The sequence below is a fragment of the Caenimonas sp. SL110 genome, from assembly GCF_001044395.1.
Classification (GTDB): Bacteria; Pseudomonadota; Gammaproteobacteria; order Burkholderiales; family Burkholderiaceae_C; genus Ramlibacter.
Map to the genome: position 1 here is coordinate 31,410 of NZ_JANU01000023.1, position 13,560 is coordinate 44,969.

General features: G+C 64.6%; 13 protein-coding genes. 5 read left to right on the forward strand and 8 right to left on the reverse strand.

From position 1 onward, the window contains the following. Genes AQ12_RS12585 through AQ12_RS12595 form a run of 3 tightly spaced genes read right to left on the reverse strand, consistent with a single transcriptional unit; the run spans window position 1 to window position 4,024 of the window. On the reverse strand, window positions 1–1,512 hold the full coding sequence (locus AQ12_RS12585) for an aldehyde dehydrogenase family protein (RefSeq protein WP_048440269.1): 1,512 nt from the start codon (window positions 1,510–1,512) through the stop codon (window positions 1–3). Further along, complete coding sequence (locus AQ12_RS12590; RefSeq protein ID WP_048440270.1) at window positions 1,509–2,744, reverse strand: PLP-dependent aminotransferase family protein; 1,236 nt, start codon at window positions 2,742–2,744, stop codon at window positions 1,509–1,511. The genes AQ12_RS12585 and AQ12_RS12590 overlap by 4 nt, the downstream gene beginning before the upstream one ends. Then, entirely contained in the window at window positions 2,741–4,024 is a 1,284-nt protein-coding gene (locus AQ12_RS12595) for a VOC family protein (RefSeq protein ID WP_048440271.1), read from the reverse strand. The genes AQ12_RS12590 and AQ12_RS12595 overlap by 4 nt, the downstream gene beginning before the upstream one ends. Before the next feature lie 106 nt (window positions 4,025–4,130). Between AQ12_RS12595 and AQ12_RS12600 the strand changes: the two genes are divergently transcribed. The 4 genes from AQ12_RS12600 to AQ12_RS12615 all read left to right on the forward strand — a co-directional run bounded on the left by AQ12_RS12600 (window position 4,131) and on the right by AQ12_RS12615 (window position 6,583). After that, on the forward strand, window positions 4,131–5,048 hold the full coding sequence (locus AQ12_RS12600; protein ID WP_048440272.1) for a LysR family transcriptional regulator: 918 nt from the start codon (window positions 4,131–4,133) through the stop codon (window positions 5,046–5,048). Between the two features lie 11 nt (window positions 5,049–5,059). Next, window positions 5,060–5,290 carry an HNH endonuclease gene (locus AQ12_RS12605; RefSeq protein ID WP_048440273.1) on the forward strand — a complete coding sequence of 77 codons (231 nt, stop codon included), beginning with the start codon at window positions 5,060–5,062 and terminating at the stop codon, window positions 5,288–5,290. 369 nt (window positions 5,291–5,659) lie between these two features. Then, window positions 5,660–6,052 carry a hypothetical protein gene (locus tag AQ12_RS12610; protein ID WP_048440274.1) on the forward strand — a complete coding sequence of 131 codons (393 nt, stop codon included), beginning with the start codon at window positions 5,660–5,662 and terminating at the stop codon, window positions 6,050–6,052. A gap of 99 nt (window positions 6,053–6,151) precedes the next feature. Continuing rightward, window positions 6,152–6,583 carry a hypothetical protein gene (locus AQ12_RS12615; protein WP_152682780.1) on the forward strand — a complete coding sequence of 144 codons (432 nt, stop codon included), beginning with the start codon at window positions 6,152–6,154 and terminating at the stop codon, window positions 6,581–6,583. A gap of 101 nt (window positions 6,584–6,684) precedes the next feature. Here AQ12_RS12615 and AQ12_RS22145 read toward each other — a convergent pair whose 3' ends face one another. The 4 genes from AQ12_RS22145 to AQ12_RS12640 all read right to left on the reverse strand — a co-directional run bounded on the left by AQ12_RS22145 (window position 6,685) and on the right by AQ12_RS12640 (window position 10,936). After that, on the reverse strand, window positions 6,685–7,536 hold the full coding sequence (locus AQ12_RS22145; RefSeq protein WP_053076708.1) for a glycine zipper domain-containing protein: 852 nt from the start codon (window positions 7,534–7,536) through the stop codon (window positions 6,685–6,687). A 147-nt stretch (window positions 7,537–7,683) separates the two neighbouring features. Then, entirely contained in the window at window positions 7,684–8,088 is a 405-nt protein-coding gene (locus tag AQ12_RS12630; RefSeq protein ID WP_048440275.1) for a group III truncated hemoglobin, read from the reverse strand. A gap of 15 nt (window positions 8,089–8,103) precedes the next feature. Continuing rightward, window positions 8,104–10,407 carry a nitric-oxide reductase large subunit gene (locus AQ12_RS12635; RefSeq protein WP_048440276.1) on the reverse strand — a complete coding sequence of 768 codons (2,304 nt, stop codon included), beginning with the start codon at window positions 10,405–10,407 and terminating at the stop codon, window positions 8,104–8,106. 13 nt (window positions 10,408–10,420) lie between these two features. Beyond that, window positions 10,421–10,936 carry a hemerythrin domain-containing protein gene (locus AQ12_RS12640; RefSeq protein WP_053076709.1) on the reverse strand — a complete coding sequence of 172 codons (516 nt, stop codon included), beginning with the start codon at window positions 10,934–10,936 and terminating at the stop codon, window positions 10,421–10,423. A 138-nt stretch (window positions 10,937–11,074) separates the two neighbouring features. Here AQ12_RS12640 and norR point away from each other — a divergent pair, with 138 nt between their 5' ends. Next, on the forward strand, window positions 11,075–12,631 hold the full coding sequence (gene norR, locus AQ12_RS12645) for a nitric oxide reductase transcriptional regulator NorR (protein WP_048440277.1): 1,557 nt from the start codon (window positions 11,075–11,077) through the stop codon (window positions 12,629–12,631). On the opposite strand, the gene AQ12_RS12650 is transcribed toward norR, so the two are convergent. Beyond that, the gene (locus AQ12_RS12650) at window positions 12,621–13,517 is read right to left on the reverse strand and encodes an NAD(P)-dependent oxidoreductase (RefSeq protein ID WP_161799028.1); all 897 of its coding nucleotides are present in this window, start codon (window positions 13,515–13,517) and stop codon (window positions 12,621–12,623) included. The genes norR and AQ12_RS12650 overlap by 11 nt on opposite strands. Between the last annotated feature and the right edge of the window lie 43 nt (window positions 13,518–13,560).

Genomic DNA, 13,560 nt, shown 5'->3' on the forward strand with positions numbered 1-13,560 from the left:
CTACACGTCGAACCGCACGCCCTGCGCGAGTGGCAGGTCCCGCGAGTAGTTGACCGTGTTGGTGGCCCGGCGCATGTAGGCGCGCCATGCGTCCGATCCCGATTCGCGCCCGCCGCCGGTTTCCTTTTCGCCGCCGAATGCACCGCCGATCTCTGCGCCCGAAGTGCCGATGTTCACATTGGCGATGCCGCAGTCCGAGCCCGCAGCCGAGACAAAGAGTTCGGCTTCGCGCAGGTCGTTGCTGAAGATGGCGGACGACAGGCCCTGCGGCACGTCGTTTTGCAGCGCGATCGCTTCTTCGATCGTGTCGTACACCATCACATAGAGGACGGGCGCGAATGTTTCGTTGCGCACCGTCTGGGTCTGCGAAGGCATCTCCACGATGGCGGGCGGCACGTAGTACGCATCGGGAAATTGCGCAGACAGCGCGCGTTCGCCTCCGGTGACGCGGCCACCTTCGGCGCGCGCGGCCGCCAGCGCGGCCTGCATCGCATCGAACGAGGCGCGATCGATCAGCGGGCCGACAAGATTGCCTTCGAGCGGATTGCCCACAGGAAGCTTCGCGTACACCGCCTTCAGGCGATCCAGCAGCGCTGGCGCGATGCTGCGGTGGACAATCAGGCGGCGGGTGGTCGTGCAGCGCTGGCCCGCAGTTCCTGCCGCCGCGAAAGCGATGCCGCGCACGGCCAGGTCGAGGTCAGCGCTGGGCGCGACGATGACCGCGTTGTTGCCGCCCAGTTCCAGCAGCACCCGCCCGAAGCGCTGCATGACGCGCGGCCCTACGGCGCGGCCCATCCGGGTGCTGCCCGTGGCCGACACCAGCGCCACCAGCGGATGGTCCACTAACGCCTCACCGACATCGCGCTCCCCGAGCATGACCTGCGACAGGTGGGCCGGTGCGTCGCCGAAGCGCTGGATGGCGCGCTCGAACAGCGCCTGGGTTGCCAGTGCGGACAGGGGCGTCTTTTCCGAGGGCTTCCAGATGACGGGATCGCCGCACACGAGGGCCAGGGCGGCATTCCAGGCCCACACCGCCACCGGAAAGTTGAACGCACTGATCACGCCGACCACACCCAGCGGATGCCAGGTTTCCATCATGCGGTGGCCGGGGCGCTCGGAGGCGATGGTCAGACCGTAGAGCTGCCGGGACAAGCCGACAGCGAAGTCGCAGATATCGATCATTTCCTGGACTTCACCCAGACCCTCGGAAAGGATCTTGCCGGTTTCGACGGACACCAGTTTGCCCAGTGGTTCCTTGGCCGACCGCAACTCGTCGCCCAGGAGCCGCACCAGTTCGCCGCGGCGCGGCGCGGGTACTGTTCGCCAGGTCGCGAATGCCTGCTGCGCGCGTTGCACCACGGTGTCCACTTCGGTAGCGGGCAGGCAGTGCAGGCGTGCAATCGTCTGGCCGTCGATGGGGCAACGCACCGTCAGCGGGCCGTCGTGCAGGCCCTGGGCGGGAACGCCCAGCGTGGAAAGTAGTGTGGATACGGTGTCGGCGAGCGTGGTCATGTGGGTTGCTCCTGAAGTTGGCGAAACACACCGGCCAGGCGATTGACGCCTTCGCCGATGTCGTGGATGTCGGGCGCTGCATACGACAGGCGCATTGCATGGCGGTCGGGCTGCGCTGCGAAGAACGCCTTGCCGGGGACGAAAAGCACACCCGCTTTGACGCATGCGTGGAAGAGCCGGTCGGGATCGACCGGCGCGACCGTACGGGCCCAGATGAACATGCCGCCCAGGGGCCGCAGGTACGTCAGCTGGCCGTGCAGGTGGTTGTCGATGTGCAATGTCATTGCCTGCATGCGTGCGCCGTAGGTTGCGCGGCTGCGCAGCACCGCCGCCTCGTAGCGATCAAGGGCAAGGTAGGTTGCCGCGATGCGCTGGGCCAGCGGCGATGTACACAGGTCCATCGTCTGCTTGGCAACTACACTGCGGCGCAGCACCCGGTCCGGCGCCACCATCCAGCCGATTCGCAGGGAGGGCGCAACTGTCTTGGACAGGCTTGACAGGTAAATCACCGGGTTCGATGCACCGGCGCAAGTGCGGCCCACGGCATGCAGGCTGTCGCCTGGCGGCTCATCGAAGTACAACTGCCCATAGGGGTCGTCCTCGATGATCAGGAAGCCATGCTCGATCGCCAGGGCGACCAAAGCCGTGCGCCGCTCGGCAGACAGCAGGGTGCCCGACGGGTTGGAATAGTTCGGCACTGTGTAGAGCAGCTTTGGACGGCCTTGGGTGCCGCGAACGGCCAGCATCTCGCGCAGCATGTCCACCTGCATTCCGTGCTCATCGACAGGTACTTGCAGGATGCTCGCGCCGGCCAGTCGCAGGGCTTGCAGTGCGGCGGGGTAGGCGGGTGCTTCGACGACCACCGCGTCGCCTGGCTCGATGAAGATGCGCACCAGGATGTCGAACGCCTGTTGCGAGCCGGTTGTGACCAGTACGTCGCGCGCGTCGCACGCCACGCCGCGCCCGCGCGACAGACCGGCAAGCGATTCGCGCAGGTCGGCGTTGCCTTCGGTGGGTCCGTACTGCAGCGACGCGGCTGCGTCCCCCCAGCATTGCGCACAGGCCTGCTCAAGGCCTTCTGCGTCCAGCAGGGCGGGCGATGGATAGCCTCCCGCGAACGAGATCATTGCGGGTTGCGCCAGATGGCGAAACAGTTCCCGGATCGGGGAGCCTTCGGGGTCGGCAAAGCTTCGGGAGAAGGCGACCGGTGCGATGCCCGTGCTGGGTGTCATGCCTGCTCCTGTAGCGCTGCGCAAGTCGTTGCGAGCAAGGCTTGCGCCTGCCGCAGCGACGTTTCGGACTCGTCCTTGTAAAGGGCCATCTCGTCCAGGACCGGACAACCCAGTGCCAGCTCGAATGCATCCCTGGCCGAGCCGGTCATGAAGCTCGGCGGATCCGCGCTGCCCAGGTTGGACTGGAAGATGCCAGCAGCGCTGACCGGAAGGAAGTCCTCGTACACCAGCGGCTCGCAACGAAGGGTCGTACCCTCGGCCCAGTAGCGGAAATAGGCCAGACCGTCGTCGCGCAGCGTTTGAAGATCGTCGGGAAAACCGGCGAAGACATCGTCCGACCGGTTTGGCGCGTCACCTTGCGCAAGCAGCCTGTCGTAAAAGGCGCGCCCTTTGGGCGTCAGCGCCATGCCGCGCTGCTCGACCTCGCCAAAGCGCGCGGTGTGAGAGCCGGTGATGCCGTCGCTGAACGCGACCGCCTCCTCCAGGGCCTTGAAGCTGGTCTGGCGCAGCAGGATGGGGTGGCGCCGGCGTGGCGGCCCTTCGATCGACTCCTTGACGTCGATGCCCCGCGCGCGCATGCAAGCCTGCACCGCATCGATGTCGCAAGTGCGAGGCGTCAGGTGATTGATGTGCGGGCCTTTGAAGCACACGACGTCGGCGATGAGTCGATGGGCGCGGTGCAGGGTCTCATAGGTTGCATGCGACACCGCTGCCGTGCGCTGCCACCGGAACACATCCAGTGCATGCTGCAGGAATTCGTCGGCCTGCGCGCCTGACAGCTCACCGTTTTTTTCATGAAGCGCCACAAGCGCAAGCAGGCGATCACTGAAGATCTGGCGCCTTGCGAGGATCGTGGCTGCCTGCTGGCGCAAGCCCGCGTCTGCGATCAGTTCAAGCCGCAAGAGCGAGGTGAAAAGCCGGAAAGGACTTCGTCCCAGCGAGTCAGCCCCGACCGGCCTGAAGGCGGTGGAATGAACGGGCACCCCGGCAGGGGCAAGGTCGTAATAGCCGACCGGCTGCATGCCCAGGACTGCCAGTACGCGCCGCATGGCCCGCAATTCCTGCGGCGTTCCAAGCCGGATCGCGCCGTGGCGCTCCACCGGCAGTCGTTCATCCAGGGTGCCTGGCGCAGTGGCACTGGCACCGGCGCGGTTGCAATCGGCCACGATTTCGAGCAGTTCGCCGTAGAGCGGAACTTCGGCGCGGTACAGGTCTGACATCGCCTGCGAAAAGCGCGCCCGCAAGAGGTCACTGGAGACGGTACGGTGGGAAGCGTTCATGAGCAGGGAGCAGGATGTTCGGCGGGATTGATGCAATTTTCGGCAGTAGCTCATTGGTGAGCAAACGACAGTTTGGCCCGCAGGTCATTCCAAAATAGAATGACACATGGCTCTCATGCGACGCTTCATTCCATCCACCGGTGTGTTGTGCGCCTTCGAGGCGTCTGCGCGTCTGCAAAGTTTCACTGCCGCAGCCGCAGAGCTCCATCTCACGCAAAGCGCAGTCAGCCGCCAGATTCGCTCACTTGAGGAAACACTCGGGTCGCAGCTGTTTGTGCGAGAGCGGCAGACCATCCGGCTCACCACGGCGGGCGAGGCGTATGCGCGCGATATTCGTGGCGCGCTGGATCGCATTTCACAGGCGACCCTGGGCTTTCGGGCCAGCCCGCACGGCGGCACCTTGCAGCTCGCTGTGTTGCCGACATTCGGCACGCGGTGGCTGGCGCCTCGGCTTGCGAACTTCTTTGCTGCGCACCCGGGTGTGACGGTCAACCTCACAACGCGCCTGGAACCGTTCGATTTCCGCAGCGAAGGCCTGGATGCGGCGGTACATTTCGGCACGGCTGTCTGGCCGGGTGCGCAGTTCGAGACGCTGATGAGCGAGACGGTCGTGCCCGCATGCAGCCCGGCGTTCAGGCGTGCACTCAAGCTGGCGCGCCCGGCCGACTTGCTGGGTGCACCGCTGTTGCATTTGTCCACCCGGCCGGGCGGATGGCGCGACTGGTTCCATGCAAAGGGCGTGGTGACAGACCACGTGCCAGGAATGCTCGTGGACCAGTTCGCCATGGCAGCGCAAGCCGCGACAGCGGGCCTGGGTGTGGCGCTGCTTCCGCGGTTCCTCATGGAGCCAGAGTTCAGCGGCGGTCACCTGGTTCCAGCCATTGCGCGCGGCGAGGTCGAGAGTTCATCGCGCTATCACCTGGTATGGCCGACGAGTCGGGCCAGCTATCCGCCGCTCGTGGCTTTCGCAGCCTGGTTGAAGCAGGAAGTGGCGAAGGCAGGCGAACCCCACATTCCGCGATAACCTCCCGCACCATGACCAGCCTCTCCCTCACCCGCGTCAAGATCTGGCGCACCGTCGCCCGTCAACTGCATGGCGTCGTGCCGTGCTGGATCTGCCGGGAGCCGGTGCTGCTGGAAGATGCGACGCTCGAACACATCCTGCCGCTGGTCGATGGCGGCAGCAGCCACATCGAAAATCTCGCGATCAGTCACAGCGCGTGCAATCACGCTCGGCATGCAAAGCCGGCGAGCCGCGTTGGCTAGTTTGTCGAGAGACTCGGGCGGCCGAACCTGATACGCGGGCGAACTGCAGCTGCAACCGGTGGCGCAGTTCGCCCGCCGTGTGTTCAGTGGGCCTACGAGCGAGAGTGTGTATCGGGACCATTTAATTCACAAGAGTAAAGGTAACCTTTTCACTGGATGATCGAGATCCAGCGGCCTACAGTCCTGCCTCGTGACATGCGGTTCAAGGTTGTTGTCGATCCACAGCGATTGCAGCAATTGCAGCGAACCTCATGTCAGCCGAATTTGCGGGAGACGCTTGCACCAATGGTGCAAGCGTCTCCCTTCGAGTTCCTCGACACGGTGTCGAGTGAAGGTGGCCCAACGTGGGCATTTACAGGGAAATAAAACATGCAAATTGAACTCATAGGCGGTGATTACGGGGACGGCGGTGGCTACGCGATCCCGAATTTCTACGATCCAGGTCAGGGCGGCGGCGGCCTAGGTGGACTCGATGGCGGCAGTCCGTGGGACTATGTTTCGGAGGTCTGGACACCAAGCATCGAGCTATATAGCGGCGATGATTGGTCCGGTAATTTCTACGCTGTCGAGACCGTAGCGCCCGCTGATCGTGATGTCGTTGCTGGAGATCTTGGATCCTTCCTGGTTCGAGAGATCGGCTTTGAGTTACTCAAGGAGGGTGGCAAGATGTACTGGAACTGGCTGATTAAGGACGGGGCACCAGTGCAGAACAACAATGGCGTCAATTGGGAACTCAGCCCCATCTTCACGCAAGGCGCATAAGCGCTGACACGCCAGGCGACGGCTGAGCCGTCGCTCACATTTATGCAATTGTTCAGGCGAATTCTGTTCGATGCGATGTCTCCTCTCTGGAGGCATATCGTGTCGCTGTGGGCGATCGTCGTAGGGGGGTCCTTCGTGATCGGCGGATTGGTTCACGGGGCCATATATGTATTTGGGATCGAGCGGACTGCGCGCTTTGCGAGTACCGGGAACTCGTGGGCATCCTCACTCCAGTCGATAGTCTTCGTGCCCTTTGTGGAGACGTTGCTTCTCTGCATCTGGGTTGAACTCCTGAGACTGGGCTCGTCGAGCAAGTTGTTTATCGCGGTCACTGCAGGCGTGATTGCCGGGTTGCTCCATTCGATCGCTAGCCCCACCTGGGGTTTCACTGCTGCCTGGGGCTTCTTCGTCTTCGCGTCTGCCTATCTGGCCTGGCGACCATCCTCCTTGCCGATCGCGTTCACGGCAGCGCTCGTGCCGCACGCCCTCAACAACGCCACGGGGTTGGCGCTTATCTTCTTTCTCGACTGACGACAAAATGCCCCGGTTTGACGGGGCACTTTGTCTGGAACTCTCTCCAGGCTTGTTTAGCAGCCGCAAGGCGCGGCCCTGGAGAGGAAGAACTCGTTTACTTAGCGGCCATCGCCATCCAAGTCACCCGGAATCGCGCGCTCGACGCGGTGCCAGGCCGAGCGGCTGGCGTGCTTGGCCTCTTCCCACGAAAGACGCGATGCGCCCTTGGTGCGTTCCCAGTCCGAGCGCAGGCGCGCTTCATGGGTTTCGTAGGCCGCGCCGGGTGTGTAGGCGGTATAGCCCGAACGGTACGCGGGTGCGTAGTCGTCGTAGGTGTAGCCATCCACATAGCCGGGCGTGCTGCGGTAGTTGTCGCGCCAATAGCCGTCTTCGTCGGCAGGGTTGACCAACTGCGCGGCACCCTTGCCGGCCATGTTGCCGGCGACTGCGCCGATCGCTGCGCCTGCGGCCATGCCGATGGGGCCGCCGATTGCGCCAACGGCGGCACCGGCCACTGCGCCAGCTCCCGTGCCCGTGCCCGATGCGAGGTTGTGCTCGTGCAGCTCATCGTCTGCCTTGGGGTTCACCACTTCGGCAGCGCCGCGTCCGGCAGAGCCACCTGCAGCTGCGCCGATGGCAGCGCCGGCGACAGCGCCGATCGGGCCGCCCATCGCGCCACCGACTGCTGCACCGGTGAGCACACCGCCGGTTGCGCCGACGCCGGTGCCCAGCTTGTGCTCGCTGGGCGCGCCGCCCACGGTGGGGTTCACGTTCTCTGCGACTTCCTTGCCGGCAAGACCGCCTGCGATCGCGCCGACGACAGCACCAGCGACGGTGCCGACAGGGCCGACCACGGAGCCGATGGCGGCTCCTGCAACTGCTCCGCCTGCAGCGCCGGCGCCGGTGCCCACTGGATGGGCGCCCGGTGCGCCGCTGATGGGATCTTTGTTGGTTGGATTGCTGTCTGACATTGTTTTCCTCGAATGGTGTTGTGGAGCAAGGCTTGCCTTGCGCTGCGCCATCAGATGCGATGAAACAGTCTCATCAGTATCTGAATGCCGATGAGACTGTCTCGTAGGGAAAAGTCGATTGCGCAAGTAGTTGCGCCAAGCGCGTTGCTAAAGCAGAGATGCAATCGGCGACTGCGATGCGTTCGCGTCGCGATTCATCTGATAACCCAGCCACAGGCTTTGCGCGATGCGCTCGGCCATCGCGCAGGCCTGGCTGGCCATCGCCTGGTTGCGCTGCGTTGCGGCCACTTCGCGAAACAGGCCCAGCCACCGCTGGAACAGCTCGGCTGTCAGGCCGGGCAGGGCGGCATGCTTGGGCATGGGCGCACCGGTGAAGCGACCGGTGCGCAAGAGGATCGCCGACCAGAAGTCGACCAGCCGCGCGAGGTGCCGGTCCCAGTCGCTGATGTGCGCGTTGAAGATCGGGCCGAGCACTTCGTCCTTGCGCACACGGGCGTAGAAGTCGTGCACCAGGCGCGTGACTTCTTCTTCGGTGCAAAGATCGTTTGCCATCTGTTCCAGGCTCCGTTATTTCACTTCAGCCAGTTGCGCGTTGTCTGCAAAACCCACGGGCGCAACACCATGCGGCCTTGCAGCCGACTTGCCCGCAAGGCCCAGCACCACCTGCGCAGCCATCGCGATGGCGCCCACGATGAACACCACGTCACCAAAGGTGCGTACCCAGCGCAGGTTTTGCAAGAGGGGCTGCTGCATGAATTCCTCGCTGCGCGCATACCAGAGACCTTCGCTCACGCTCGCATGGAACTGGATGATGCCAATGGGCAGCAGGCTGGTGAAGATCATCAGCACGAGGCCCGCATTGAGCCCCCAGAACGCGGTCTTCATCAAGGGCGCGCTGAACGCCAGGTTGGGCCGCAGGTAGCGCAGCACCAGCAGCGTGAAGCCGAGCGCCAGGAAGCCGTAGACCCCGAACAGCGCGGCATGTGCGTGCACGGGCGTGGTGTTCAGGCCCTGCACGTAGTACAGCGACATCGGAGGGTTGATCATGAAGCCGAAGACGCCAGCGCCCAGCATGTTCCAGAACGCCACCGCCACGAAGCACATCAGCGGCCATTTCAGGTTGGCCATCCACGGTGCGCGGTCGCGCAGGCGCCAGTTCTCCCAGGCCTCGTGCCCGAGCACGATGAGCGGCACGACTTCGAGCGCGCTGAAACTCGCGCCAATCGCCATGACCGGCGTGGTGGTGCCTGCGAAGTACATGTGGTGGAAGGTGCCGGGAATGCCGCCGAGCATGAACAGCGATGCAGATGCCAGGCTGGCCGTTGTCGCCATGCGCGCGGTCACGAGTCCCAGCGTGGCGAAGATGAAGGCCAGCGCCGTGGTTGCGAACACTTCAAAGAAGCCTTCGACCCAGAGGTGCACGACCCACCAGCGCCAGTACTCCATCACCGACAGGTGCGTGCGTTCGCCGTAGAACAGGCCCGCGCCATAGAAAAGGCCGATCGCGCCCACCGATGCGGTGAGCAGTGCGAGCAGGTTCTTGTCGCCCCCCCTGGTCATGAGCGCGGGCACGACGCCGCGCAGCATCAGCACCAGCCACAGCAGGATGCCGATGTACTTGCCGATCTGCCAGAAGCGGCCCAGGTCCACGTATTCATAGCCCTGGTGGCCCAGCCAGAAACTCCACTGCGGCGGCATCACCTGCGCGATCGCCAGGAAGTTGCCGATGAACGAGCCGACCACCACAGCGACCAGTGCCCAGAAGAGCACGTCAACGCCGATGCGCTGGAACTTCGGGTCCTTGCCGCCATTGATCAGCGGCGCGAGAAACAGGCCCGCGGCGAGAAAGCCGGTGGCGATCCAGAACAGGGCCGCCTGGATGTGCCATGTGCGCGTGAGCGCGTAGGGAAACCATCGCGAGACATCGATGCCGTAGAACTGTTGCCCCTCGACGGTGTAGTGCGCGGTGAACCCGCCCAGCAGCACCTGGAAGGTGAACAGGGCCACCACCAGGAACAGGTATTTGCCAAGGCCGCGTTGCGACGGCGTCAGCGCGAATGTGGTCAACGGGTCGCGCTCGGCAGGCGCGGGCAGGGGCTCGTCGTGCTTGCCCAGAAATGCCCAGGCCCACACGAGAAAGCCGACACCGGCCAGCAGCACCACGATGCTCGCAATCGACCAGACGACATTCTCCGAACTCGGCTGGTTGCCGATCAGCGGCTCGTGCGGCCAGTTGTTGGTGTAGGTGACCTTCTGGCCGGGGCGCTCGGTAGCGGCGGCCCAGGCCGTCCAGAAAAAGAACTGCGTCATCTGCTTGCGGCGCTCGGCGCTGGGCAAGGTGTTCTCCTTCATGGCGAAGTGCTCGCGGCTCTTTTGCAGCGAGGGCGCGTCGGAAAACAGCAGGTCGTAGTAGCTCGCGGTTTGCGCGATGGCTTGCACGCGGCGCGGCGACAGTTTGAGCACCTGCGCCTGGTCAACGCCGTTGCCCCGGTACTCGGCGCGCAGTTGCTCTCGCAGGGCAGCTTGCGCCGGTCCGTCGAGTGCGGTGTACGCCTTGCCGTGCGTTTGCTGCGCAGCGATTTCCAGCCACGCCACCAGTTCGCGATGCAGCCAGTCGGCGGTCCAGTCGGGGGCCTGGTAGGCGCCGTGTCCCCAGATGGAGCCCAGCTGCATGCCGCCCACCGATTGCCATGCGGTCTGGCCGTCCAGGATGCCTTCGCGATCGAACAGCACCTGGCCGTCCTGTGTGGTGACCTGCGCCGGAATCGGCGGGGCCTTGCGGTAAACCTCGGCGCCGAAATAGCCCAGCAGCGAGAAGGTCACGATCATCACGCCGATCAGCGTGAACCAGAGTTTCTTGTAGGGACCCATGAGTCGTTTCCTGTCAGTTCACCACGGCCGGCGCGCAGCGCTCGAACATGATGTTGTTTTCGATGTGGATGTGCGCGATGAGGTCTTCGCGAAATGTCCGCAGGCCCGCATAGAGCCCGCGCCAGGTCTCGCATGCCGAGCGTGGCGCTGTCATGTCGTGCGTGAGCTGCGCGAGTCGGCGCAGCGCAGCGCCTTGCTGCTCATGCTCGCTGCGCAGCACCATGATCGGCGCACCGGCGCTCGCGCCCTGGCCCAGCGAGACCAGCGGAAACAGCACGTCCTCTTCCTTGCGCATGTGGCTTTCCAGCTCTTGCGACAAAGCCCCCAGTGCGTCGGCCAGACCGTGCGGGCAGTCAGGGTGTCCCGCGTGCGCCTGTTCGACCAGGCGAGCCAGCCGGATCAGGTCGGGCAATTGCTCGCGATGGGCTGCGTGGTAGCGGGTCAGCACATGAACGCTCAACTCGGGCCATGTGGCGGTGCTCCAGTCGCGCTGGCCCGGCGGCGGATCTATGGGTTTGATGGATTGCACGGTCGTCCTCCTTTTGAATATGCAAAGAAGTGAGCGAGCCGCGTGCCAGATAAAAGATGAGCTGAATCAAAGACTTGCAAATCAGACGGTCAAAAATACCGTGATTGCGCCGGGTCTGAAATACCATGCGGGGTTGATATGACCATCTCCGCGATCCAGCTTCTTTTGCTCACCGACCTCGTCGCCGACCTGCCCGTGGCGGTGCGATTGCAGCGGCTGGTCGGCAGCTTGCGGGCGCACTTCGGATGCGGCGCGGTGGCCTTGCTCAAGCTCGAAGAAGAACAGCTGCGTCCGGTTGCCGTGGACGGACTGGTCGACGACGCGCTCGGGCGCCGCTTCGCGGTGAAGGACCATCCGCGGCTGGCAGCCATCCTGCAGCGGCGCGGCGTGACCTGCTTTCATCACGACAGCGTGCTGCCCGACCCCTATGACGGCCTGATCGATGAACGCATCGGTGAGCCGCTGGCGGTGCACGACTGCATGGGCATGGCGCTGGACGTGGAGGGCAAGCGCTGGGGTGTGGTCACGCTCGACGCCTTGACGGTCGGCGCATTTGACGGCGTCGCGCAGGGCGAGCTTGCCCATCTGGCCTGCGCGATCGAAGCGGCTGTGCGCGTCACGCGAATGGAGGCTGAAATTCGCGCGCTGCGATTAAGTGGTGTTGCCGTGCCATCGGGCAATGCGCCGCCGGGCGAAGACAATGAGATCGTCGGCCAGAGCGAGGCCATCACGCATCTGCTGCACGAGCTGCAGGTGGTGGCGGACTCGGGGCTGCCGGTGCTGCTGCTGGGCGAGACTGGCGTCGGCAAGGAGTTGTTCGCGCATCGGCTGCATCGGCTGTCGCGCCGCTCGGGCAAGCCGCTGGTGCATGTGAACTGCGCGGCATTGCCCGAATCGCTGGCCGAGAGCGAACTCTTCGGTCATGCGCGCGGCGCGTTCTCGGGTGCGGTGAGCGACCGGCCGGGTCGCTTCGAGGCAGCCGACGGCGGCACGCTGTTCCTGGACGAGGTGGGCGAGCTGCCGCTGTCGATACAGGCCAAGCTGCTGCGGACCTTGCAAAACGGCGAGATCCAGCGCCTGGGCGCAGACCGGCCCCGCCGCGTCGATGTGCGCGTGATCGCCGCGACCAATCGCAGCTTGCGCGACCATGTACGCGACGGGACTTTTCGCGCCGACCTGTATCACCGGCTGTCGGTGTATCCCATCCTGATACCGCCGCTGCGTGAGCGCGGCAATGACGTGTTGCTGCTGGCCGGCCGCTTCCTCGAACTCAATCGCGCGCGGCTGGGCTTGCGCAGCCTGCGGCTGTCCGGTGGTGCAGAGGACGCGCTGCGTCGCTATCGCTGGCCCGGGAACATTCGCGAACTGGAGCATGTGATCAGCCGTGCCTCGCTCAAGGCGGTGAGCCGGGGCGCGAGCCGCAAGGAGATCGTCACGCTGGAAGCGGACATGCTGGACCTGGATGCGCTGGAACTATCGGCGGGCGCCTCCATGCCTGAGCGCCCATCTGCTTTGGTTGGCATCACGGTGCCCGAACTCGCGTCCATGAATGAGGTGGTCGAGGCGAGCCAGCGTCAGGCGATACGGCAGGCCCTGGAATTGCACGGGCAGAACTGGGCAGCTGCCGCGCGGCACTTGCAGCTGGATGCCAGCAACCTGCACAAGCTGGCGCGCAGGTTGGGCATCAAGGCCTAGTCGTCAGCCCCTGCTCGCGGTAGAGCCGCAACACGCCCGCCATTCCACCCAGGTGATGCCCCTGGCCCGCCAGCATGCGATGAAGCGACGTCAGCAGCGCAGTCATCGGAATCGGCGCAGCTGCCTCAGCAGCCAGGTCCGAGATGATTTCCAGGTCCTTCAATGCGGTGAGTGCAGAGCCTGTGAGTTCGCCGCTCAACATCATTGGCGCGTAGCGCCTGAGCACGGCTGAATCGGCGAGCCCGCCTTCCATCGCTTCGGGCAGATGCGCCACATCGAGGCCGAGCTTCGCGGCAAGGTTCAGCGCCTCCGCAAGAACCGCCGCTGTGCCGAAGCTCACCATCTGGTTGCAAGCCTTCGCGGCCTGGCCGCTGCCGACGGGGCCCAGGTGCGTCATACGTTTGGCGAAGCTCATGATGACCGGGCGCACGCGTTCGACATCGCTTGTTTCGCCACCGGCAAAGACGGTGAGCGTGCCTTGCTGCGCCCCGGAAGGCCCGCCGGTCACAGGCGCATCGACCCATGCGTTTCCAGCTTCTACGACGCGCTGTGCAAATTGGCGCGTGGCTGCGGGGTGGATCGTCGAGTGATCGGCAATGACCAGCCCTTGCCGGCCTGCGCAGGTGATTGCGTTGTCGCCAAAGACGATTTGCTCCAGTGCTGCATCGTCCGTCACGCAGACGCAGATCACCTGTGCGTTGCGAGCCAGGTCGGCCGGTGAGGCTGCGAGCTTTGCACCGGCTGCCACCAGCGGGGCCGCCTTGTCCGCACTGCGGTTCCAGACGTGGAGTTCAAAGCCGGCGTCCAGGATGCGCCTGGCCATCGGAAGGCCGATCACGCCAAGGCCGGCGTAGCCCACCTGGCGCACGGGCTGGTCATACTGCATGCTGGACATCGTGGCGGCCTGGTGAGTTGAATTGCGTTCGAGT

Coding starts and splice junctions, on each gene's coding strand:
- AQ12_RS12590 (WP_048440270.1), bottom strand. CDS start 2,744: ATGACACCCAGCACGGGCATCGCACCGGTCGCCTTCTCCCGAAGCTTT.
- AQ12_RS22145 (WP_053076708.1), bottom strand. CDS start 7,536: ATGTCAGACAGCAATCCAACCAACAAAGATCCCATCAGCGGCGCACCG.
- AQ12_RS12650 (WP_161799028.1), bottom strand. CDS start 13,517: ATGCAGTATGACCAGCCCGTGCGCCAGGTGGGCTACGCCGGCCTTGGC.
- norR (WP_048440277.1), top strand. CDS start 11,075: ATGACCATCTCCGCGATCCAGCTTCTTTTGCTCACCGACCTCGTCGCC.
- AQ12_RS12600 (WP_048440272.1), top strand. CDS start 4,131: ATGGCTCTCATGCGACGCTTCATTCCATCCACCGGTGTGTTGTGCGCC.
- AQ12_RS12605 (WP_048440273.1), top strand. CDS start 5,060: ATGACCAGCCTCTCCCTCACCCGCGTCAAGATCTGGCGCACCGTCGCC.
- AQ12_RS12630 (WP_048440275.1), bottom strand. CDS start 8,088: ATGGCAAACGATCTTTGCACCGAAGAAGAAGTCACGCGCCTGGTGCAC.
- AQ12_RS12595 (WP_048440271.1), bottom strand. CDS start 4,024: ATGAACGCTTCCCACCGTACCGTCTCCAGTGACCTCTTGCGGGCGCGC.
- AQ12_RS12635 (WP_048440276.1), bottom strand. CDS start 10,407: ATGGGTCCCTACAAGAAACTCTGGTTCACGCTGATCGGCGTGATGATC.
- AQ12_RS12585 (WP_048440269.1), bottom strand. CDS start 1,512: ATGACCACGCTCGCCGACACCGTATCCACACTACTTTCCACGCTGGGC.
- AQ12_RS12610 (WP_048440274.1), top strand. CDS start 5,660: ATGCAAATTGAACTCATAGGCGGTGATTACGGGGACGGCGGTGGCTAC.